The sequence below is a fragment of the Shewanella putrefaciens genome, assembly GCF_016406325.1.
In the GTDB taxonomy this organism is placed as follows: Bacteria; Pseudomonadota; Gammaproteobacteria; order Enterobacterales; family Shewanellaceae; genus Shewanella; species Shewanella putrefaciens.
This window is the reverse complement of record NZ_CP066370.1, coordinates 310,311-331,443: the sequence shown is the minus strand read 5'-3', so window position 1 is coordinate 331,443 and position 21,133 is coordinate 310,311. Positions and strand designations below refer to the sequence as shown.

The window sequence follows — 21,133 nt, the reverse complement described above, 5'->3', positions numbered from 1 at the left end:
AAACTCAAAATATCTGTATTTTTTATGTATCGATACAAAACAAAGCGGTTAGGCAACCAATTTAAAAGAGCATAACCTTTACCCTCCTGCACTTTTATCGCGTTACGTCCTAAGATTGCCTTACGCTTATTCTCTGTTAATATATGTATAAATTCACAGTGATTGAGTGCTAACGACTTGCAGCAATTGGATCTTGTTCCGATCACCGACCTCAAAGGCGTCGCCAAAAAGGTCGCGGAGAAACTCGCAAAGCTCGGCATCACAACAGTACAAGATCTGCTGTTTCACTTACCCCTGCGCTACGAAGACAGAACCCAAATCTATCCGATTGCCGCCCTCAGCCTAGGCGGTTACGGTACGATAGAAGCAGAAATCCAATCGACACAAATCATCCAAGGCCGCAAGCGCATGCTGGTCTGCAATGTGCGCGACGATACGGGCAGCTTAAGCCTGCGCTTCTTTAACTTTTCCGTTGCTCAGCGTAATGCCATGCAAAATGGTTTGATGATCCGCGCCTATGGTGAAGTGCGCCGTGGTAGTCATCAAGCTGAGATAGTGCATCCAGAATATAAAGTGGTGTATCCCGGTGAAGATGTTCACCTGAGTGATACCCTAACGCCGATTTATCCCACAACTGAAGGCTTAAAACAGGCGAGTTGGCTAAAGCTGACGGAGCAAGCCTTGGTATTGCTGAAAGAGGGTGGCTTAACTGAGCTGCTGCCACCGCAATTACAACCTAACAACATCAGCCTTAAACAAGCACTGCAGACGTTACATCGCCCTCCTGCGGGGATCTCTCAGTTCGATTTAGAGCTAGGTCAACACCCTGCCCAGCAACGACTCGTGCAGGAAGAATTACTCGCCCATAATCTCAGCATGTTGCGCCTACGGCAGCGCAGTAATTTAGACGCTGCCGTCACCATGCAGGCCACGGGGCAGTTGCTCAATCCCTTCCTCGCGGCTCTGCCCTTTAAGCCGACTGGCGCCCAGCAAAGAGTCGTGGCTGATATAGGCAAAGATTTAGAAAAACCGCACCCTATGATGCGCTTAGTGCAAGGGGATGTTGGCTCAGGTAAAACCTTAGTCGCGGCGATGGCGGCATTACAAGCGATTGAAAACGGTTATCAAGTTGCCATGATGGCACCAACCGAATTATTAGCAGAGCAACATGCAACTAACTTTGCCGCTTGGTTTGAGCCACTCGGACTTAAGGTGGGTTGGCTTGCAGGGAAACTGAAAGGCAAGGCCAGAACCCAATCCCTTGCGGATATTGAATCTGGCGCAGCCCAGATGGTGATTGGCACCCATGCCATCTTCCAGCAGCATGCGGTCTTTAACAAACTCGCATTAATTATTATCGATGAGCAGCACAGATTCGGCGTACACCAACGCTTAGGTCTGCGGGAAAAAGGCATGAGCCAAGGCTTTCATCCACATCAGTTAATCATGACTGCAACCCCCATTCCACGCACATTGGCGATGACGGCCTATGCAGATCTCGACACCTCCATTATCGATGAACTGCCACCGGGGCGTACACCCGTAACCACAGTGGCAATTGCCGATTCCCGCCGTAACGAAGTGCTTGAACGGGTGCGCAACGCCGTCATCACCGACCAACGTCAAGCCTACTGGGTGTGTACTCTGATTGAAGAATCCGAAGTGCTCGAATGCCAAGCCGCCGAAGACACGGCCGAAGAACTGCGTCTCGCCCTGCCAGATCTCAATATCGGCCTAGTGCATGGCAGATTAAAAAGTGCCGAGAAACAGCAAATCATGGCCGACTTTAAGGCAGGCATGATTCATCTACTGGTAGCGACAACCGTGATTGAAGTCGGCGTCGACGTGCCCAATGCTAGCCTAATGATCATCGAAAACCCTGAACGTTTAGGTCTAGCACAACTGCATCAACTGCGCGGACGAGTCGGTCGAGGCGCCATCGCAAGCCATTGTGTGTTACTCTACAAGGCGCCGTTGAGCCATACCGCCACCCAACGACTGAGTGTCCTCAGACAAAGCAATGATGGTTTCATCATAGCGCAGAAAGATTTAGAAATTCGTGGCCCGGGTGAAGTGCTTGGCACTAAACAGACGGGGCTCGCCGAGCTCAAAATTGCCGATCTGGTGCGCGATCAAGCATTGATCCCACACATTCAGAAATTAGCGAGCCATGTAATGGCGCAAGCTCCCGAAAAAGTCGATGCAATTATTTTACGTTGGCTCGGGCACAGACAGCACTATGTGCAGGCTTAATTAGATAGGAAGCGAATCGCTTCATAGTAAAATAAATCATGTATGTTCAGCTAGGTGCTATAGACAAGCGCATGGAAACTTGCACAATAAACCTGCGGCCCTCGAATAAGTCCGTTATTGCACTTTAATGAATGTTAGCTGCATGTATTCACCACGTTACCTTGAAACTCAAGCTAAGGATGTAAAATGCAAGTTAATCAAGACGATAGAATAAACCCTCAAGAGACTTCTTCTAGCAGCAATCGCTTTGCTCTTTTTGCGATAGTGCTCGTCGTGCTACTTTCTGCCGGAGGATATTATTACTACAGCGGTGATTCAGACTCACCCAAACGCATCCCTAACGCGCCCATTGTATTACCTGAAACACCATCATCTGAACCTATGACACTGGAAAGTGCTACGGAGCCAGAAGAAACCACAGAAACAACACCAACAACCACTGAAACAAACACCAACAGCACAGAGTCATCCGTAACGACTGAGCCTGAGGTTGTCGTTGAACCCGTACCCGCCTTGGCTGAAAGTGATACTTTTGTACAACAAAAAGCACTCGCCATAATTAATAATAATCTGCTTGCATCTTCATTAGTGCAGCAAGACATTATTCGTCAATTCGTTGTGTTTGTAGATAACCTGGCTCAAGGTGAATTAACCCGTAAGGTAAGCCCAATTAAGGGGCCAGAAAAACTGTTTACAGTGTCTGAGATCACGAATAAAGTCTATTTGAATCCAGATAGTTATCATAGATACGACGCTTATGTTGACTCAATTACTAAGATGGATGAGCAGAGCCTAATCCGCACCTATAAGCAACTAACGCCGCTGTTGGAAGAAGCTTTTAGTGAGTTGGGTTATAGTAATGCGAAGTTTAATGACCGAATGCAACAAGCAATTAAAGTTTTACTCGCAGCACCTATCGTTGAAGATCCCATTGAATTGAGTTCAATTAGCGTTAACTATCAATTTGTTGACCCTAATTTAGAAGCACTACCCAGTGCACAAAAATTGTTAATCCGCATGGGACCAGAAAACACCCGTAAGCTCAAAGTTGCGCTACGTAAACTTGAAAATCAATTAGCACAATAATCTTAAACCCACTCAACAAAAGGCGCCCAGTGCGCCTTTTGTAATCTAAAACTCACTATATCAATATGTAATACCACTTTGTTTCTTATTACCCTACCTCATGAATAATATGTTACCAATGAGTTGAAATTTCCGATTTGGTTGCATTTTGTTAACCAGCATAATGCAAATGGCTTCATTAAAACTAAAGACTTAGTGTAGAATGCACGACACAACTGAGGGAGTATTTGGCGCGATTTATCCAACGCGTAGGTAGCCCAATATTAATTAAATTTATTAATGTTTTTAACTTAGTTAGGGATAACTAAGACAGCTTTAAACTAGTGTCGAGGCAAAGTAGTGCAACTAACATTCAGCATTCTCTCTTGGGGCGCATGGGCTCCTCAATATCCCCTTAATGATAGCTGGCAATGTTGGCGCAAAAACTCGGCTGAGCAGACCTCAGGCAAAAGCACTACATCAGAACTGGACACCACTTCCCCACCCCTGACACACATTCCTTCCATGCAACGCCGCCGTTTTAGTCGATTAACTAAAATGATGTTAGAGGTCAGTTTTCGTTGCAGCGTAACCCATCATTGCCGCTCTATTTTTGCCTCGCGCCATGGAGAGTTACAGCGCACCATTGGCCTGCTCGAAGATATTATCGCCAAACAGCCCTTATCGCCCTTAGGTTTTAGTCAGTCGGTGCACAACACCGCCAGCGGCATTTTTGGCATAGTGGCGGCCAATACCGCGCCTTCAACCTCAATTGCGGCGGGCACAGAAACCCTGTCCCAAGCTATGGTCGAAGCCTTCGCCCAATTACATCAATCGCCAGAACCATTGCTATTGGTTTTCGGTGATGATCCAGTGCCTCCGGTGTACGATGAGTTTACCCAAGAATTTGAATTACCTTTGGCCCTAGGCCTACAGCTCGCACCCTTCGATACACCCGCTTCGGCCAAGCTCACGGTGAGCCACATTTCTAAGGCAACAGCTTTAAATCCGCTGACCTATGGTGCATTTATCCACGCCCTTGCAACGGCGCAAAATATTTCAGGCTGCTTATCCCAATGGCATTGGAGACTTGAGCATGTTTGATGCAGCCCACAGCCATGACGCCGCTAAGGATCATCAAGATTCAATGCTCAATGCCGCTTATACCTTGCCGGAAACTCGCCGCAAAGGGCTGAATTATGTGCCACGTTGGCTAGGTGGCGTGAGTTGTTATATCGCCTTTGGCTTAGGCGGCTTATTAAGCTCCTTGACCATTCTGCCGCTGCTGCGTTTTTGGCCAGGCACACCAGAGGCGCGGATTATTCGGGTACAAAAGGCCGTGCATTTAATGTTCAAAGGCTTTGTCGCCATGCTCACTTGGGCTGGTGTGATTAAGGTCAGCAGCCACGATGCCCAAAAATTACATAATGCCAAAGGCGTTATCGTCATTGCCAACCACCCCAGTTTAGTGGATGTGGTGGTATTGATAAGTCTCATGCCCAATGCGGGCTGCATAGTCAAACAAGCTTTGTGGCGTAATCCATTTTTGCGTGGTGTGGTGTCCTGCGCGGGTTATATTCCCAATCGCGGCGCCGAACTCATGCTAGAGGATTGCCGCGAAGTGCTCGCAAGAGGCACCAATTTAATTATCTTCCCCGAGGGCACGCGTACGGTGGTCGGTGCGACCATTAACCACTTTGCCCGCGGCGCCGCCAATATCGCCTTAAGGGCCGAAGCTGATATTTTACCTGTGGTGCTACGTACCAATGTGCGTGGTTTGACAAAGGAGCAACCTTGGTATGAAATCCCAAGGCAAACCATGGGAATGGCCGTTGAAATCGGCACAATCGTTTCTTACCAGAAGTACCAAGCGGCTTTAGGTGAGCATGCAAAAATGGCCCGGCAGCTGACGCGGGATCTTGAACATTACTATAAACAACAACTCGAAAATAATTATGAACTTAAACAATGAAATAAAGCAGTTAATCATCGACTGTCTCGATCTAGAAGACGTCAGCATTGATGATATTGAAACCGATGCGCCGCTATTTGGCGAAGGTTTAGGCTTAGATTCTATCGACGCCCTCGAGCTCGGCTTAGCCATCAAGAAAAAATTTGATGTCAAAATCGAAGCCAATTCGGATGCCACTAAGGCCCATTTCCACAGTGTTGCCAGCTTAGCTCGCTTTATCGAATCACAGCGTCCATAGGAGAGGAATATGCAAAATCGTGAACAAATCCTCGCTATGCTGACCACTATTTTAGTGGACGAATTCGAAATTGATGCCGAGGCGATTACGCCTGAGGCCAACCTGTATGAAGAGCTCGATCTCGACAGTATTGATGCCGTCGACTTAGTGATAAAGCTGCAGCAACTGACAGGTAAAAAGATCCAACCCGATGAATTTAAATCAGTTCGCACAATCAACGATGTGATTAATGCTATCGAAGGTTTAGTGAGAACCTAATGCGAGCCTTGCTACAGGTCTTAACCGCCCTAACTTTGCTGGCCTACCCCGTTGCCGTGTACTTAGGGCTCAGTTACTTGCCTGCTGGCACCATAGCGCTCGTGCTGTGTTTATTGCTGATAATGCGGCTAATGCTTCAAAAGCAAAGGGTTAAGACATTAGTTTTACCACTATTGGTGGGGATTGTGCTCACGGCAGGCAGTTATATTGCCAAGCGCAGTGACTGGCTGCTGTATTACCCAGTAGTGATAAATCTCACTATGCTGGCGCTGTTCAGTTATTCACTGCACACTGGCCCTAGCATGATCGAACGTTTAGCCCGTTTGAAAGAACCCGATTTACCGGATGAAGCCACTGGGTATCTTAAGAAAGTCACGCTACTTTGGTGCGGCTTATTTATCTTCAATGGCACTATGGCGGCTTACACCGCTGGCTTTACTAGCTTAGCAACCTGGACCTTGTATAACGGTTTGATTGCATACGTACTCATGGGACTGCTCCTCGGTGGGGAGTGGTTATATCGCAGCTTTTGGTTGAAGAAAACATGACACAGCTACTCAAAAACTGGTTAATCCAAGGGCCCTTTGCCCAACAACTGATCAGCTTTAATCACCACGACATAGTCACAGGTGCATTATTTACCAATCAGGTGGCGTATTTTTATGAGCAACTGCTGGCCGCGCCAGAGAAAAAATGGCTGCTCGCGAGTGATACCAGCGATCTGTTTGCTGTGGGTTTATGTGCGGCGCTGTTAGCGGGCAAGGAAATTATCTTACCAGCCAACACCCAAACGGGCACGCTGAGCGAGTTAACCCACCAGTTTGAAGGCATATTGTCGGACAAGCCATTGTGTGAAAGTCAGGCCTTTATTCTACTGAGAAAAGAGCTGAGCCTGCCGAGTAAACCTTGGCCGGCAAGCGAGGCTATCGGCGAACTTGTGCTCTTTACCTCCGGCAGCAGCGGCGAACCTAAGGCGATCCGTAAAACACTTCAGCAATTAGACGTTGAAGTCTCAGTGCTCGAACATACCTTTGCCGAACATTTACCCCATTGCAGTGTGGTTTCAACGGTTTCCCACCAGCATATCTATGGCCTGTTATTCAAGATTTTGTGGCCACTCGCCGCCAGTCGGCCGTTTTTAAGCGAGCAGATTGAATACCCAGAAACCTTAAGCTATTACACCGCCTTACTGCCAAACCTGTGTTTAATCAGCAGCCCAGCCCAGTTATCGCGTTTACCTAAGGCCTTAGAGCACGAGCGGCAACTGCGCTCACCTAGCTTAGTGTTTAGCTCTGGCGGGCCCTTAAGTTTTGCTGCGGCTCAAGGGATCAGCCAATGCTATGGTCACTTGCCCATCGAAATATTTGGCAGCACGGAAACGGGCGGCATCGCCTATCGACGTCAGCATGAGGCCGATGAACCTTGGCAAGTGTTTGACAGAATATCGATAGATCAAGACCCTAGTGACGGAGCTTTGCTACTTAAATCACCCTATTTGGTCGACGATGAATGGTTGCGCTGCGAAGATAAAATCGAACCAACCGAAAATGGCCAGTTTAGACTCAAGGGCCGACTCGATCGCATCGTTAAGATAGAGGAAAAACGTCTATCACTGGCACAAATGGAAACGCTGTTAGGCAGCCACGCCTATGTTGAGCAAGCCGCACTTGTCGTATTGCCGCAGTTTAAATCCCAACTGGGCGCGGTGGTAACTCTCTCAGCACTTGGACGCAGTGTGCATCAAGAGCAGGGAAAACTCAGCATTAACAATGCCCTAAAAGCACATTTACTGACGCAATTTGAGCGAGTCACCCTGCCACGCCGCTGGCGTTATCCCGATATTTTGCCGCTGAACACTCAGGGTAAGCGTGTCACTGCCCAGTTAGTCGAGTTATTTGATCATGATTAAATCGAGTTTACCGCCGATCCTGCATTCCAATATCGGCATTGATAACATTGAATTACGCCTATTAGTGGCGGCCGACCTTGAATCTTTTAAGGGACATTTTCCCGAGCAAGCCGTACTGCCAGGCGTGACGCAATTAGATTGGGCGGTGCGTTTAGGCTGCCAATATTTCGGCTATTGCGAAGCCGTAGCCAACTTAGAAGTGCTTAAGTTTCAGCAACTCATACTGCCAGGGCAAGAAGTCACCTTAAGCATTAGCAACAATGCGGCTAAGGGAAAACTTACCTTCGCCTATAGCGATGGTGAAAACCGCTATGCATCAGGCCGTATCGCCTTTGAGACCACCCCATTGGTCAATCAGCCTGCCGATACCACTAATGCCAACAGCAACGGGGCGAGCCAGTGCTAACACCTCCCAGCGACTTAGTTGAGTCCGCGCCCATCAAGCTCGCCCTAGTGATCCCCAATTACAATCACAGTGCCGCAATTGCCCAGACCTTGGCCGAACTCGCCCAGTTTAATTTGCCCTGTTATTTGATTGATGATGGCAGCAATGACGAAACCCGTTATCTACTGCAATCCTTAGCCCAAACCTATCCTTGGGTGACTTTGCTGCTGCATCCTTACAACCGTGGTAAAGGCGCTGCTGTGATGACGGGCCTACGCCGAGCCTACCGCGATGGCTTTAGTCATGCACTGCAGGTCGATGCCGATGGTCAACACAATCTAGCCGATATTCCTGCTATGGTAGCAAGGGCGCAGGCTAAACCCGATGCGCTGATTTCAGGCAAACCCGAGTACGATGAATCCGTGCCTAATGGCAGGCTTTATGGCCGTTATATCACCCATTTTTGGGTGTGGGTCGAAACTTTAAGCTTTGATATTCAAGATTCTATGTGTGGCTTTCGCGTTTATCCGCTGGCCGCCACCGAACGGTTATTGTGTCAGCAGGCATTAACGGAGCGAATGGATTTTGATATTGAAATCCTCGTCAAACTCTACTGGCAAGGGGTGGAGATTTTATTCCAGCCGACTAAGGTGATTTATCCCGAAGGCGGCGTCAGTCACTTCCAAGGTGTAGCCGACAATGTGCGCATCACTAAACTGCATACCAAGTTGTTTTTCGGCATGCTCAAACGCCTGCCTTGGCTATTGAAGCGTAAATCACAGCGTAAATCGCAGCAACAAGCCGCGCAAAACTCCCATTGCTCGTCAGCAACACAATCGACTTCAGCAACATCATCAACTTCAGCCACCCATTGGTCGGGCATGAAGGAGCGCGGCAGTTACTGGGGCATCAAACTGTTAGCCGAGAGCTATCGTATTGGCGGCCATTGGTTGTGCCGCGCCATTATGTATCCTGTGATTTGCTATTTCTTCCTCACGGGCAAAGTCACCCGTGAAGCCTCGTTAGATTTCCTGCGCCGCGTGCAAACGCTTGAGCCGCAACATCCTAAGCTGAATCAGCCTGTAGGCTGGCGCGATAGCCTGAATCACTTTTTAGCCTTTGGAAATGCCGCACTCGATAGAATCGATGCCTGGTGCGATCGCATCCAATTGAGCCAAGTGGATTTCCCCGATCGCCAAGTGCTGGCCGACCAACTCGAAAGCGGTAAAGGCGCCGTACTATTGGTGTCTCACCTTGGTAATTTAGAGCTCTGCCGCGCCATTTCGATCCACCAGCGCAAAGTCAAAGTGAATGTCATGGTGTTAACGAGCCATGCAGAAAATTTCAATAAGGTACTCAAACAGTTAAACCCTGATAGCACGCTCAATCTTATTCAAGTGACCGAGCTTAACCCCGCGACATCTATGCTGTTGCAGCAAAAGATAGAAGCAGGTGAACTGGTGGTGATCGCGGGCGATAGAACCTCATCGAATACCCAAGGTCGCGTCATTTACGCGCCGTTTATGGGGCAAGACGCAGCGTTTCCCCAAGGGCCGTTTATTTTGGCAGGTTTACTCGATTGCCCTGTATTTTTAATGTTTTGCCTACGGGAACAGGGCCGTTATCGGGTGCATTTAGAGCACTTCGCCGAAACACTTAAAGGCCCAAGGGCGGGCAGAATGGACAGATTACAGCAGGCAGTAAATCGCTACAGCGAACGTTTAGAATACTTTGCCAGACGCGAGCCTTTGCAATGGTTTAACTTCTTCGATTTTTGGCGTAAAGACAGCGAGTTAGAACGCGCATCAGCCAATTCAGTACAAGCCGATGCTGTAACAACAGAATCAGCATCATCGCAGGTCCCAGAGCAGGATCATAAGACAGACAGGACTAGTCATTCATGAGCCACACCCAAGCCGCCGACTCAAAGAATCAATCAGACTTAAAGACTGTTGAGTTCGGCCGTCAATTTCTAACCTTAGAACAAGTGGTTGCCGTCGCCAAGGGCGCACCAGTCAAGCTCTGTGATGATGCGGATTATCAAGAATATATCCAAAAAGGTGCGCGCTTTATCGATAGCCTGCTGCACGAAGAAGGCGTGGTTTATGGCGTCACCACAGGTTATGGCGACTCTTGCACAGTCAATGTGAGCTTAGATCTGGTCCACGAATTGCCACTGCATTTAACCCGCTTCCACGGCTGCGGTTTAGGCGAGACCTTAAGCATAATGCAGGCCCGCGCTGTGATGGCTTGCCGTTTAAACTCCTTAGCCATTGGCAAATCTGGTGTGACCTATGAGCTATTAAAGCGCATCGAAACTTTGCTCAATCTCAACATAGTCCCTGTAATCCCAGAGGAAGGTTCGGTCGGTGCCAGTGGTGATTTAACGCCGCTGTCGTATTTAGCCGCCGTGTTAGTCGGTGAGCGCGAAGTGATTTACCAAGGTGAGCGCCAAGCGACTCAAGCTGTGTACGCTAAGCTCAACATTATCCCGCATGTCCTGCGTCCAAAAGAAGGCTTAGCCCTGATGAACGGCACGGCTGTGATGACGGCCTTGGCCTGTTTAGCCTTCGATCGCGCCCAATATCTTGCCCGCTTAAGTAGCCGCATTACCGCTATGGCTTCGTTAACGCTAAAAGGCAACTCGAACCATTTTGATGAAATCTTATTTGCCGCTAAACCGCATCCGGGGCAAAACCAAATCGCCACTTGGATACGGGAAGATTTAAATCACCACGAACATCCACGTAATTCTGACAGGCTGCAGGACAGATATTCCATCCGCTGCGCGCCGCACATTATCGGCGTGTTGCAGGATGCGCTGCCGTTTATGCGTCAGTTTATCGAAACCGAAGTCAACAGCGCCAACGACAACCCGATTGTCGACGGCGAAGGCGAGCATATTCTCCACGGTGGCCATTTTTACGGCGGCCATATCGCCTTTGCGATGGATTCACTTAAGAATACTGTGGCTAACTTAGCCGATCTTATCGATCGCCAAATGGCACTGGTAATGGACCCTAAGTTTAATAATGGCTTACCCGCTAACTTATCCGGCTCAACCGGCCCGCGCCGCGCGATTAATCATGGCTTTAAAGCGGTGCAAATTGGGGTATCGGCGTGGACAGCTGAAGCACTCAAGCACACTATGCCCGCCAGCGTATTCTCGCGCTCGACCGAATGCCACAACCAAGACAAGGTGAGCATGGGCACCATTGCCGCCCGCGACTGTATGCGTGTACTGCAATTGACCGAACAAGTCGCAGCGGCTGCATTACTTGCCATGACCCAAGGTATTGGCCTGCGTATCGCCCAAAATGAGCTGGACGAAGCCTCGCTCACGCCATCATTGGCGAAAACCCTCGCCCAAGTGCGCGGTGATTTTGAGACCTTAATTGAAGATAGGCCGCTTGAAGCCGTGCTGCGCCAAACCATAGCGAAAATCCAAGCGGGTGAATGGGAAGTGTGCCGATGAAATCATTGCTCACTATCGATATGGAAATGCAAATCCCCTTCCACGATGTGGATTCCATGGGGATCACTTGGCATGGCAATTACCTGCGTTATTTCGAGATTGCTCGCTGCAAACTGCTCGATGAGCTGGGCTATAACTATCGCCAAATGCAAGCATCTAACTATGCGTGGCCTATTATCGATTTGCAGATTAAGTACGTCAAAGCCAGCACCTTCGAGCAAAAAATCACAGTCCGCGCAGAGTTAGTCGAGTGGGAAAACCGCTTAAAAATCAATTATCAAATTCGCGACGTTGAAACAGGTGCGCGCATCACTAAGGGTTATACCATTCAGGCAGCGGTCGATATGAGCACCCAAGAATTGTGCTTTGTCACCCCAGAGGTGTTCCGTAACAAAATAGCCACCCTGCTCGCTAAGGTTGAAAACCAATGAACGCCGCGCTAACACACATCAAGCTTATGCTTATCCTGTGTTTTTGCAGCGTATTGATATCGGCGCAGTGCAAGGCTGACACATCGACAACGGCGGTTTCTGCCAACAATTACCAGCAACTATTCACCCAAACTGCGGATAAAGCGCAGCTTGTGGCCCTGAGCCAAAAGCTTAACTTGGGCGAAACGGTTCGTGGCAACTTTGTGCAATCTCGGCAGTTAAAGGTGCTCAAAAAGCCGTTAATCAGCCAAGGCCAGTTTATCTTCGATCAGACCCAAGGGCTGATATGGCAACAGATAAAGCCCTTCGAATCCCTGCTGATTTTAAAAGATAAGCAGCTTATTCAGCGCGATAGTCAAGGTCGAGTACAAGTCAGCAAGGCTGATGCATCGACGAGCGCCGCCGCTATGGGCGATTTATTGCCCAGCCTAGTGCGCGCTATGCTCGGCGGTGATATTTCCGGTTTAAGTGAGAACTTCGAACTGCACTTCCTCATCGCAGACAGGTTAAGCCCAGACGGCCAATGGCAATTAGGCCTAACGCCCAAAGATCCCTTAATGAAAAAAGCCATCGCCAATATGGTGTTAGAGGGGAGCGATGTATTGCAATCCTTAGTGCTGCTGAGCGCCGCGCCGAATGTGACACCACAGGATATGACCCGCATCGACTTTAGTGCGCTTTCCCAAGGTAAACTCAGCGAAACCGAATTGACGCAGTATGCGTTGGCGCTCGAGGCGAGCATACCTTAGCTATGGCCTCCAACTTCGCCGTGCGCGCCAATCAAGCGCTAATACAATCATCCCCTAAATGGCGCCTCGCCATTTGGTTGCTAGTGATGCTGTCTGCCAGTCTATGGACGTTGCAACTTTGGCAAAACGGCGCACGGGTACAGAGCGATATTCTCGCCATGCTGCCGCATTTACAACAGGACAAACTCACAGAGCGCGCCCTTAACCAAGTAGAAGCCACGCTCGCCGATCAAGTCTATATTGCGCTCGTCGCCAAGGATGAAACCACGGCAATCGCTGCGGCACAGCTGTTGATGCAAAAGCTTGAAACTGACCTCGTTGCTACTGGAAAAAATGCTGCACTCACAGAGATTCGCAGCGCCGATATGCAGCTCGGTGAAGCATTGGGGCAATACTATTTCCCCCACAGATTTAAATTACTGACAGCGCCACAAGCTGAGGCGTTAGCAACCAAAGACATTGGAAATCTGATTGAAGCGGCCACCGCACAGCTTTACAACGCCTTTAGTTACGCCAATAGCAACTTGCTTGCCCAAGATCCGCTGCTGTTATTCCCCGCCAATTTACTCGCCCTCGCGCCGAGTTCAAAAGTCAGAGCCAGCCAAAGTATTCTCCTTGCTAATCAAGGCGATAATGTCGCTGCGGTTGTTATGGCAAAAGGCCAAGAAAGTGCTTTTAATCCCAATGCGCAATTGGCGCAGATGACGGCATTAACCCTAGGATTGGATGCGGTTAAACAAAGCTATCCCGATATTACCCTGCTTAAGGCTGGCGCCCTGTTTCACGCGATTGCGGCGACCCAAACGGCTAAGAGTGAAATCTCGATCCTCGGTCTTGCATCCTTACTTGGGGTCATAGCCCTAGTCTGGCTGGCGTTTCGCTCTGTAATGCCGCTACTGTTGGCAATCGTTACCATTTCCAGCGGGCTGTTGCTGGCAGTGACGTTGACCTTAAGCGTGTTTGGCGAGCTGCATATACTCACCTTAGTGTTTGGTACTAGCTTGATTGGCATTGCCATCGACTACAGCTTTCATTTTTACTGCGAACGCTTAAGCGATACCGAACGGAGCGCTCAGGCGACGGTCGCGTATATCTTCCCCACTGTGACGCTTGCCTTTATCACCAGTGCCTTAGCTTATGTGGGCATAGGTTTAGCGCCGTTTCCAGGGATGCAGCAAGTGGCTATTTTCTGCGCCGCGGGGCTGCTCGGGGCTTATCTCACCCTCATTCTCGCCTACCCACTGTTAGCGGGAAGTCGTTTGCCATCGGGCTCCCGCCCATTAGCGTTAGCGGGGAAGTACCTTGCCAACCTCACTCAGTTATCCAACAGATTGACCACGCCTTTAGGCATGGGCCTATTTGCTTTAGTGATAGTGGTGTGGTGTCTGGTTGGTGTAACCAAGTTAACCGTCGATGACGATATTCGCCATTTGCAGCAAAGCCCCGCGAGCGTGACTGAACCTGAAAATAAGCTCAGGCAGCTACTCAGCGGCGGCACAGATAATCAATTCTTACTGGTACGCGCCGCGAGTGAAGAAGCACTGCTGCAACAGCTTGAGCGAGTGTCGCCACAGCTCGATGCCGCTATTGCGAACCAAGAGTTAGGCAACTACGTCAGCCTCAGCCGATATCTTCCCAGCCATCAAAGGCAAGACACGGCTTATCGCTTACAGGGTGATATCTATCAAACTCAGTTAGAGCAAGTGCTCACAAGCCTTGGGTTGGATGAGAACTTAAAGCCAGAGCTACAAGCCGCCTATTTGGCCGCGAAAACAGATTACATCACGCCAGCAGATTTCTTTACGCTAGAGGCAGGCAGGCAACTCGCGCCACTGTGGCTTGCGCCGAATGACAAGGCCACCGCTTATGATGCTGAGCATGGCACGGATCATGGCGCAATCGTCTTGCTTGGCGGCATTAAACAGATCGACGCGCTCAAGGCGCGCTTTGCCAATGATGAAAGCGTACAACTTATCGATAAAGTCGCGGATATCTCCGCCGTTATGGGGCATTATCGACTGTTAACCCTAAAGCTGTTAGCGCTCGCACTGGGTATCGCACTCTTGTTGTTTAGCCTGAATTTTGGCATTAAAAAAGCCGCGGTTGTCGTTGCCGTTCCAGCCCTTGCGGCCTTGCTAACGCTTGCAACCTTAGGCTTAACAGGCTCGCCACTGAGTCTGTTCCATGCACTCGCGCTCATTTTAGTTTTCGGGATTGGGATAGACTACAGCTTGTTCTTTGCCTCTGCTCAACAGCACGGCAAGGCAGTGATGATGGCGGTATTTATGTCCGCCTGCTCGACCCTATTAGCCTTTGGTTTACTCGCCTTTAGCCAGACCCAAGCGATTCATTATTTTGGTTTAACCCTGTCGCTAGGTATAGGTTTTACCTTCTTACTTTCGCCACTGATTTTAACGACTAAAAAGTCCTGATCACGACAAGGAACGTACTTTACATGCCTACACCCGCTCACAATTTATCGGCTATGCCAAATTCACTTGCCGTCGATGTGGCTATTATCGGCGCAGGACCTTCAGGCGCCATCGCCGCCAGCTTGCTACACCAACAAGGTAAACGCGTGCTGGTGTTAGAAAAACAACATTTCCCCCGTTTTTCCATCGGCGAAAGTTTACTGCCCTGCTGCATGCAGTTTATCGAAGAAGCCGGCATGTTAGACGCACTCAATGCCGCTGGATTCCAGTATAAAAATGGCGCCGCCTTTCGTCGCAATGGCACTTACACTACCTTCGACTTTACCGATAAATTTACCCCTGGGCCGGGCACCACATTCCAAGTGCAGCGCGCCAGTTTTGATAAACTGTTAGCCGATACCGCCCAAAGCCAAGGGGTCGACATCCGCTACGGCGAAACGGTCGAGGCGATAGATTTAACCGAGAACCCACGCTTAACGGTGCGCAATGAACAGGGCGAACTTTATCAAATCAGCGCCCAATATGTGCTTGATGCCAGTGGTTTTGGCCGTGTGTTACCCCGCTTGCTCGACTTAGAAAGCCCTTCTTGTCTGCCACCGCGCAGCGCCATCTTTACCCATGTGGAAGATAACATCAGCGATCCCAGTTTCGATCGTAATAAGATTTTAATCAGCGTCCACCCAGAGCATAAAGACATTTGGTATTGGCTCATTCCCTTTAGCAATGGCCGTTGCTCACTCGGCGTGGTTGCCGAACCGCAATTACTTGCGCGTTTACAAGGTTCGCTTGAGCAACAATTGATGAACATAGTCAATGAAGAACCAGGACTAAAAGCCCTACTGGCAAACGCTAAGGTGGTGCAAGAATGCGCCACACTCAAGGGCTATTCCGCCAATGTGTCACGGCTTGCGACCGACAAGTTCGCCCTACTGGGTAATGCCGGCGAGTTCCTTGATCCGGTATTTTCCTCCGGCGTCACTATCGCCATGCAATCGGCATCGATGGCAGCAAAATGTGTGACTAAACAACTCAATGGTGAAACGGTTGACTGGCAAGCCGATTACTCAGCGCCTTTAATGCAGGGGGTGAATACCTTCCGCACCTATGTGCAAGCTTGGTATGATGGCCGCTTTCAGGATGTGATCTTCTATGAAGAACCGAATCCACGCATCAAGCAAATGATTTGCTCGATTCTGGCGGGCTACGCTTGGGACCTCAATAATCCCTTCGTTAAAGACTCGGAGCGCCGCCTGAATATGGTGGTCGAATTGTGCCAAAACCAAGTTGCCATTCCTGAATTTGCAGAGGCGTAACCGCATGTCGCTCAACTTTAACGCGAAATGGCGAGTGTTCCCCGCGCTACTGATCATCAGTCTAGGGCTGACTGGATGTAGCGAACTGCTGTTCAGGCAAACCTGTGTCGGCCTCGCTAAAGACATGCGTTATTGCTTGGCGCCACTGCCCCATGATTTTGCCCCCGCAGCCGATAAGCCTCTGACTAAGCCGACGGCCAAACCCGTCGACATTAGCAGCCCGCAAACCGACAGCAAAGTTAAGCTAACTTCGCCCCAATCCTTTAGCCAAAAGGTCAGCATTAAAGTGGGTGATAAGTCCCACGAACTGCTCACTCAATTAGAGTTAGAGAATGAGCGCATGACGCTCGTTGGCTTAGCGCCACTCGGACAGGCTTTGTTTACCTTAGTTTATGATGGTAATACACTCAGCAGTGAACAAAGCGTGCTGCTAGGGGACAATTTTAAAGCTGAGTATTTTATGGCGATGATGCAACTGATCTATTGGCCTGAGCAGAGTATTCGCGCCCATTTAGAAGGTGGTCATTTAGTCACAGGCCTTTGCGATACGGTTGGGGGAAATCAGGGCGATGCACTTGTAGGCACCCGAGTGAATACAATCCCTTGTCGCCAGATCTATAGCCAAGATACCTTGATCAGTAAAAGCGGCCAGCAAACCCATGTGGTGCAAATCCGTTATCAACAAAATATCGGCGATGCTCTTTGGCAAGCCCACATCAGCTTAACTATGCCACAAGCTAAATTTGAGCTAGAAATCGAACCTATTTAATCTGTTAGCATCCGCACTTAACTGTGCCATGGTAAAAAGACACACAATGATGAACAGAGTAGCTATTACACAGATTGGATTGTGTACCCCGCTAGGGCAAGATCCCCAGCAGGTTTTAGACCGCCTGATCGCCGGTGATACCAGTGCGATGCTGCGCAGTGACACTCTCCTGTTCGAGCACCCAACCTTAGTTGCCCCCGTGACGGCAGCGCTACCAACCATTCCCGAAAAACTCATTCAGTTCGATTGCCGTAACAACCAATTACTGCTGTGCGCCGCACTGCAAATTGCGACCACAGTTGAACAAGCGAAACGGGATTTTGGTCATGCCCGTATTGGTGTAGTGCTAGGCACGAGCACGTCAGGGATTTCAAAAGGTGAAGCCGCGCTGAGCTACCGCAATCAACACGGATACTTTCCGGCGGATTACCACTATTTCCAGCAAGAACTCGGCAGCACCAGCGACTTTTTACGCCAATATTTTGAGCTCGATGGTCCCTGCTACACAATTTCAACCGCCTGCTCATCCAGCGCCAAAGTGTTTGCCAGCGCTAAACGCCTATTACAGGCTAACCTCTGCGATATGGTGATTGTCGGCGGTGTCGACAGTTTATGCCAACTCACAGTCAATGGTTTTCACGCCTTAGAATCTGTCTCGAAAGGCCACTGCAATCCTTTTAGTATCAACCGTGATGGCATCAATATCGGCGAAGGCGCGGCGTTATTCACCCTCACTTTGGGCGAGTCAGAGGTCATGCTAGCGGGTATTGGCGAGTCGAGCGATGCGCACCATATGTCGGCGCCACACCCCGAAGGCGCAGGCGCCATCACTGCCATGCACGCGGCATTGCAAGATGCACACATTGCAGCAAAAGACATTGGTTACATTAACTTGCACGGTACAGCCACGCCTAAAAATGATGCGATGGAAAGCCGCGCCGTGGTTGAAGTGTTTGGCGTGAACACGCCTCCTTGTAGCTCGACCAAGCCCTTAGTCGGCCATACCTTAGGTGCCGCTGGCGCCATTGAAGCCGCCTTCTGTTATTTATTACTTTCAGCACATAATCACCGCCAAGCCCTGCCGCCCCATCAATGGGACGGACAAGTCGATCCACAGGATCCGCCCATTGCATTGGTCGAGCGCCATCAAGTCGCCGCTAAGGGCGCGCTTAATTATGTGATGAGCAATTCCTTCGCCTTTGGCGGCAGTAATGCCAGCCTGATTTTCTGCCGTAACGAGGCCTAGTACCATGCAGTTACTTAAGATCAACAAACCCTTTGCCGAACAGAATATTGCCGATTTTATTCCCCATAGGGCACCGATGATTTTGCTCGATAAAATCATTGGCTATCGGCGCGATAACCTAGAGACCGAAGCCACTATCACGGCCAAGAGCCCCTATTTCGATGACAAACATCGAGCCGTACCCAATTATGTGGGTATCGAATATATGGCCCAAAGTATTGCCGCCCTTGCTGGGGTTGAGGCAAAGCTTCGCAATGATAAAATCCGCGTGGGTTTTCTATTGGGATCGCGCAAATTAACCTTGTATGCCAAGCAATATGAGCTCGGGCGCACCTATCGCACCCAAGTCAGCCGCCTCTATCAAGAGGAATCGGGATTAGCGGTATTCGATTGCCAAATTTATCTGCTGCCCGAAGCCGGCTCTAACCTAGAAAAGAGCTTAGTGGCCCAAGCCAATGTGAATGTGTTCCAACCTCAGGACACACAAGCCTACCTTGCAGGCAATCAAGACGCGGCAAATAGAAGCCTTGGGCACTAAAGCAATGATGTAGATAAAAAAGCCTTAAAGCGCCTTAACAAGCGACCTTTTTACCATAAATACATGAAATCCCATACCGACACATAACGATAAAATGGGGTGGAGAAAACAGATGAATAACAGAGTATTAGTTACCGGTTCGAGCCGAGGCATTGGTAAAGCCATCGCCCTAAAACTCGCCGTGGCGGGTTTCGATATCGCCCTGCATTACCACAGTAACCAAACGGCTGCCGATGCCACCGCCGCAGAAGTTCGCGCGCTTGGAGTGAATGCGAGCCTGCTGAAATTTGATGTCGCCGACCGCGCAACCGTCAGAGCCGCCATTGAAGCCGACATCGAGGCCAATGGTGCCTATTATGGCGTGATCCTCAATGCTGGTATCAACCGCGACACCGCCTTTCCTGCTATGACAGAAAGCGAGTGGGACAGCGTCATCCACACTAACTTAGACGGCTTTTATAATGTCATCCACCCCTGTGTGATGCCTATGGTACAGGGCCGCAAGGGCGGGCGTATCATTACCTTAGCCTCTGTTTCTGGGATTGCGGGCAACCGTGGCTAAGTGAATTACAGCGCCTCAAAAGCGGGTATTATCGGCGCGACTAAGGCATTGTCATTAGAACTGGCAAAACGCAAAATCACCGTCAACTGTATCGCTCCCGGCTTGATTGAAACCGACATGGTGGCCGATATTCCTAAGGATATGGTCGAGCAATTAGTGCCGATGCGCCGCATGGGTAAACCCAGTGAAATCGCCGCCTTAGCCGCCTTTTTAATGTCTGACGATGCCGCCTATATCACTCGCCAAGTGATATCGGTCAATGGAGGCATGATCTAAATGAGCGAGCCGACAAATCAAACCCGCTTAGGGAAACGAGTGGTTGTCACTGGCATTGGCGGCATTACCGCCCTGGGCCATGATTGGGAGGCGATAGCAGCGAGCCTTAAGGCGCAGAAAAACTGTGTTGTCACTATGGGCGAATGGGATAAATACGATGGCCTCAATACCCGCTTAGCCGCGCCCATTAGCGACTTTGAAGTGCCAAGCCATTATTCGCGCAAGAAAATTCGTTCTATGGGTCGGGTTTCTATCATGGCGACCCGCGCCAGCGAGCTTGCATTAATCGATGCGGGATTGTTAGACGATCCTATCGTGTCCTCGGGTGAAATGGGTATCGCCTATGGCTCGTCCACTGGCAGTACCGATGCCATCATCGCCTTTGGCGATATGTTGAAAACCGGTGATATGTCGGGCGTTACCGCCACAAGTTATATCCGCATGATGGCACACACCACAGCGGTGAATGTGGGGGTATTTTTCGGCTTAAAGGGCCGAATTCACACCACTAGCAGCGCCTGTACCTCGGGGAGCCAAGGCATAGGTTACGCCTATGAAGCCATCAAATACGGTCATCAAACCTTAATGTTGGCGGGCGGCGGTGAAGAACTCTGCCCCACAGAGGCTGTCGTGTTCGATACCTTATTTGCCACCAGCACTAAAAACAGCACTCCCGAACTCACGCCACGCCCCTTCGATGCGAGCCGTGATGGCCTAGTGATTGGCGAAGGTGCTTGTACGCTGGTACTCGAAGAGCTCGAACACGCCAAGGCGCGCGGTGCCAAGATTTACGCTGAGTTAGTCGGTTTTGGCACGAATTCAGATGGCCAACACGTCACCCAACCAAACGCGCAGACCATGGAAATCGCTATCAGATTAGCCCTCAAAGATGCGCAGCTTGAGCCTAGCGCCATAGGTTATGTGAACGCCCACGGCACGGCAACGGATCGCGGTGACATCGCCGAAAGCCACGCGACCCACGCAGTATTTGGTGCGGGTATGCCGATTTCATCCCTTAAAAGCTACACGGGCCACACCTTAGGCGCATGCGGCGCGTTAGAGGCTTGGGTGAGTATTGAGATGATGAATGCGGGCTGGTTTGCGCCGACACTCAATCTTGAAAGTATCGACCCACAATGCGCCGATTTGGACTATATCCGTAACAAACTGCGCCAAATCGACACAGATTATGTCATGAGTAATAATTTCGCCTTTGGCGGTATTAATACCTCGCTGATTTTTAAACGCTGGGCCCAATAACG

At 49.9% G+C, this 21,133-nt stretch carries 19 protein-coding genes and 1 pseudogene; all 20 read left to right on the top strand.

Annotated features, from left to right (window positions below):
* Positions 1-177: 177 nt before the first annotated feature.
* The 20 genes and pseudogenes from recG to JEZ96_RS01480 all read left to right on the top strand — a co-directional run bounded on the left by recG (position 178) and on the right by JEZ96_RS01480 (position 21,131).
* On the top strand, positions 178-2,253 hold the full coding sequence (gene recG / locus JEZ96_RS01575; protein WP_128090194.1) for an ATP-dependent DNA helicase RecG: 2,076 nt from the start codon (positions 178-180) through the stop codon (positions 2,251-2,253).
* A gap of 186 nt (positions 2,254-2,439) precedes the next feature.
* A complete protein-coding gene (locus JEZ96_RS01570; RefSeq protein ID WP_011787700.1) occupies positions 2,440-3,339 on the top strand; it encodes a DUF3014 domain-containing protein in 900 nt (299 codons plus the stop codon).
* A gap of 339 nt (positions 3,340-3,678) precedes the next feature.
* Positions 3,679-4,422 carry a beta-ketoacyl synthase chain length factor gene (locus JEZ96_RS01565; RefSeq protein WP_025008043.1) on the top strand — a complete coding sequence of 248 codons (744 nt, stop codon included), beginning with the start codon at positions 3,679-3,681 and terminating at the stop codon, positions 4,420-4,422.
* Positions 4,415-5,290: a lysophospholipid acyltransferase family protein gene (locus JEZ96_RS01560; protein ID WP_025008042.1), complete on the top strand. Its 876-nt coding sequence runs from the start codon at positions 4,415-4,417 to the stop codon at positions 5,288-5,290. Before JEZ96_RS01565 ends, JEZ96_RS01560 begins: the two co-directional genes overlap by 8 nt.
* Entirely contained in the window at positions 5,274-5,528 is a 255-nt protein-coding gene (locus tag JEZ96_RS01555) for a phosphopantetheine-binding protein (protein ID WP_011787697.1), read from the top strand. The genes JEZ96_RS01560 and JEZ96_RS01555 overlap by 17 nt, the downstream gene beginning before the upstream one ends.
* Before the next feature lie 9 nt (positions 5,529-5,537).
* Positions 5,538-5,786, top strand: a complete 249-nt coding sequence (locus JEZ96_RS01550) for an acyl carrier protein (protein WP_014609665.1) — start codon at positions 5,538-5,540, stop codon at positions 5,784-5,786.
* Positions 5,786-6,334, top strand: a complete 549-nt coding sequence (locus tag JEZ96_RS01545) for a COG4648 family protein (protein ID WP_011918526.1) — start codon at positions 5,786-5,788, stop codon at positions 6,332-6,334. The genes JEZ96_RS01550 and JEZ96_RS01545 overlap by 1 nt, the downstream gene beginning before the upstream one ends.
* On the top strand, positions 6,331-7,695 hold the full coding sequence (locus JEZ96_RS01540) for an AMP-binding protein (RefSeq protein ID WP_025008041.1): 1,365 nt from the start codon (positions 6,331-6,333) through the stop codon (positions 7,693-7,695). The genes JEZ96_RS01545 and JEZ96_RS01540 overlap by 4 nt, the downstream gene beginning before the upstream one ends.
* Positions 7,688-8,101, top strand: a complete 414-nt coding sequence (locus JEZ96_RS01535; protein WP_011918524.1) for an ApeI family dehydratase — start codon at positions 7,688-7,690, stop codon at positions 8,099-8,101. The genes JEZ96_RS01540 and JEZ96_RS01535 overlap by 8 nt, the downstream gene beginning before the upstream one ends.
* Positions 8,095-9,984, top strand: a complete 1,890-nt coding sequence (locus JEZ96_RS01530) for a glycosyltransferase family 2 protein (protein ID WP_061782963.1) — start codon at positions 8,095-8,097, stop codon at positions 9,982-9,984. Before JEZ96_RS01535 ends, JEZ96_RS01530 begins: the two co-directional genes overlap by 7 nt.
* Positions 9,981-11,555 (top strand): HAL/PAL/TAL family ammonia-lyase, encoded by a 1,575-nt coding sequence (locus JEZ96_RS01525; RefSeq protein WP_025008040.1) that lies wholly within the window; start codon positions 9,981-9,983, stop codon positions 11,553-11,555. Before JEZ96_RS01530 ends, JEZ96_RS01525 begins: the two co-directional genes overlap by 4 nt.
* Positions 11,552-11,986 carry an acyl-CoA thioesterase gene (locus JEZ96_RS01520; protein WP_061782965.1) on the top strand — a complete coding sequence of 145 codons (435 nt, stop codon included), beginning with the start codon at positions 11,552-11,554 and terminating at the stop codon, positions 11,984-11,986. The genes JEZ96_RS01525 and JEZ96_RS01520 overlap by 4 nt, the downstream gene beginning before the upstream one ends.
* The gene (locus JEZ96_RS01515) at positions 11,983-12,735 is read left to right on the top strand and encodes an outer membrane lipoprotein carrier protein LolA (protein ID WP_025008038.1); all 753 of its coding nucleotides are present in this window, start codon (positions 11,983-11,985) and stop codon (positions 12,733-12,735) included. Before JEZ96_RS01520 ends, JEZ96_RS01515 begins: the two co-directional genes overlap by 4 nt.
* A gap of 2 nt (positions 12,736-12,737) precedes the next feature.
* Positions 12,738-15,167: an MMPL family transporter gene (locus JEZ96_RS01510; protein ID WP_061782966.1), complete on the top strand. Its 2,430-nt coding sequence runs from the start codon at positions 12,738-12,740 to the stop codon at positions 15,165-15,167.
* Between the two features lie 23 nt (positions 15,168-15,190).
* Complete coding sequence (locus tag JEZ96_RS01505; protein ID WP_025008037.1) at positions 15,191-16,480, top strand: NAD(P)/FAD-dependent oxidoreductase; 1,290 nt, start codon at positions 15,191-15,193, stop codon at positions 16,478-16,480.
* A gap of 4 nt (positions 16,481-16,484) precedes the next feature.
* Positions 16,485-17,249, top strand: coding sequence for a DUF3261 domain-containing protein (locus JEZ96_RS01500; RefSeq protein WP_025008036.1), 765 nt, complete (start codon positions 16,485-16,487; stop codon positions 17,247-17,249).
* 46 nt (positions 17,250-17,295) lie between these two features.
* Positions 17,296-18,495, top strand: a complete 1,200-nt coding sequence (locus JEZ96_RS01495) for a beta-ketoacyl-[acyl-carrier-protein] synthase family protein (protein ID WP_025008035.1) — start codon at positions 17,296-17,298, stop codon at positions 18,493-18,495.
* Positions 18,496-18,499: 4 nt separating this feature from the next.
* Positions 18,500-19,033, top strand: coding sequence for a hotdog family protein (locus JEZ96_RS01490; protein WP_128090195.1), 534 nt, complete (start codon positions 18,500-18,502; stop codon positions 19,031-19,033).
* A gap of 112 nt (positions 19,034-19,145) precedes the next feature.
* Positions 19,146-19,871: pseudogene (locus tag JEZ96_RS01485) on the top strand (3-ketoacyl-ACP reductase FabG2).
* Positions 19,872-21,131, top strand: a complete 1,260-nt coding sequence (locus JEZ96_RS01480) for a beta-ketoacyl-ACP synthase (RefSeq protein ID WP_025008033.1) — start codon at positions 19,872-19,874, stop codon at positions 21,129-21,131.
* Positions 21,132-21,133: the final 2 nt, after the last annotated feature.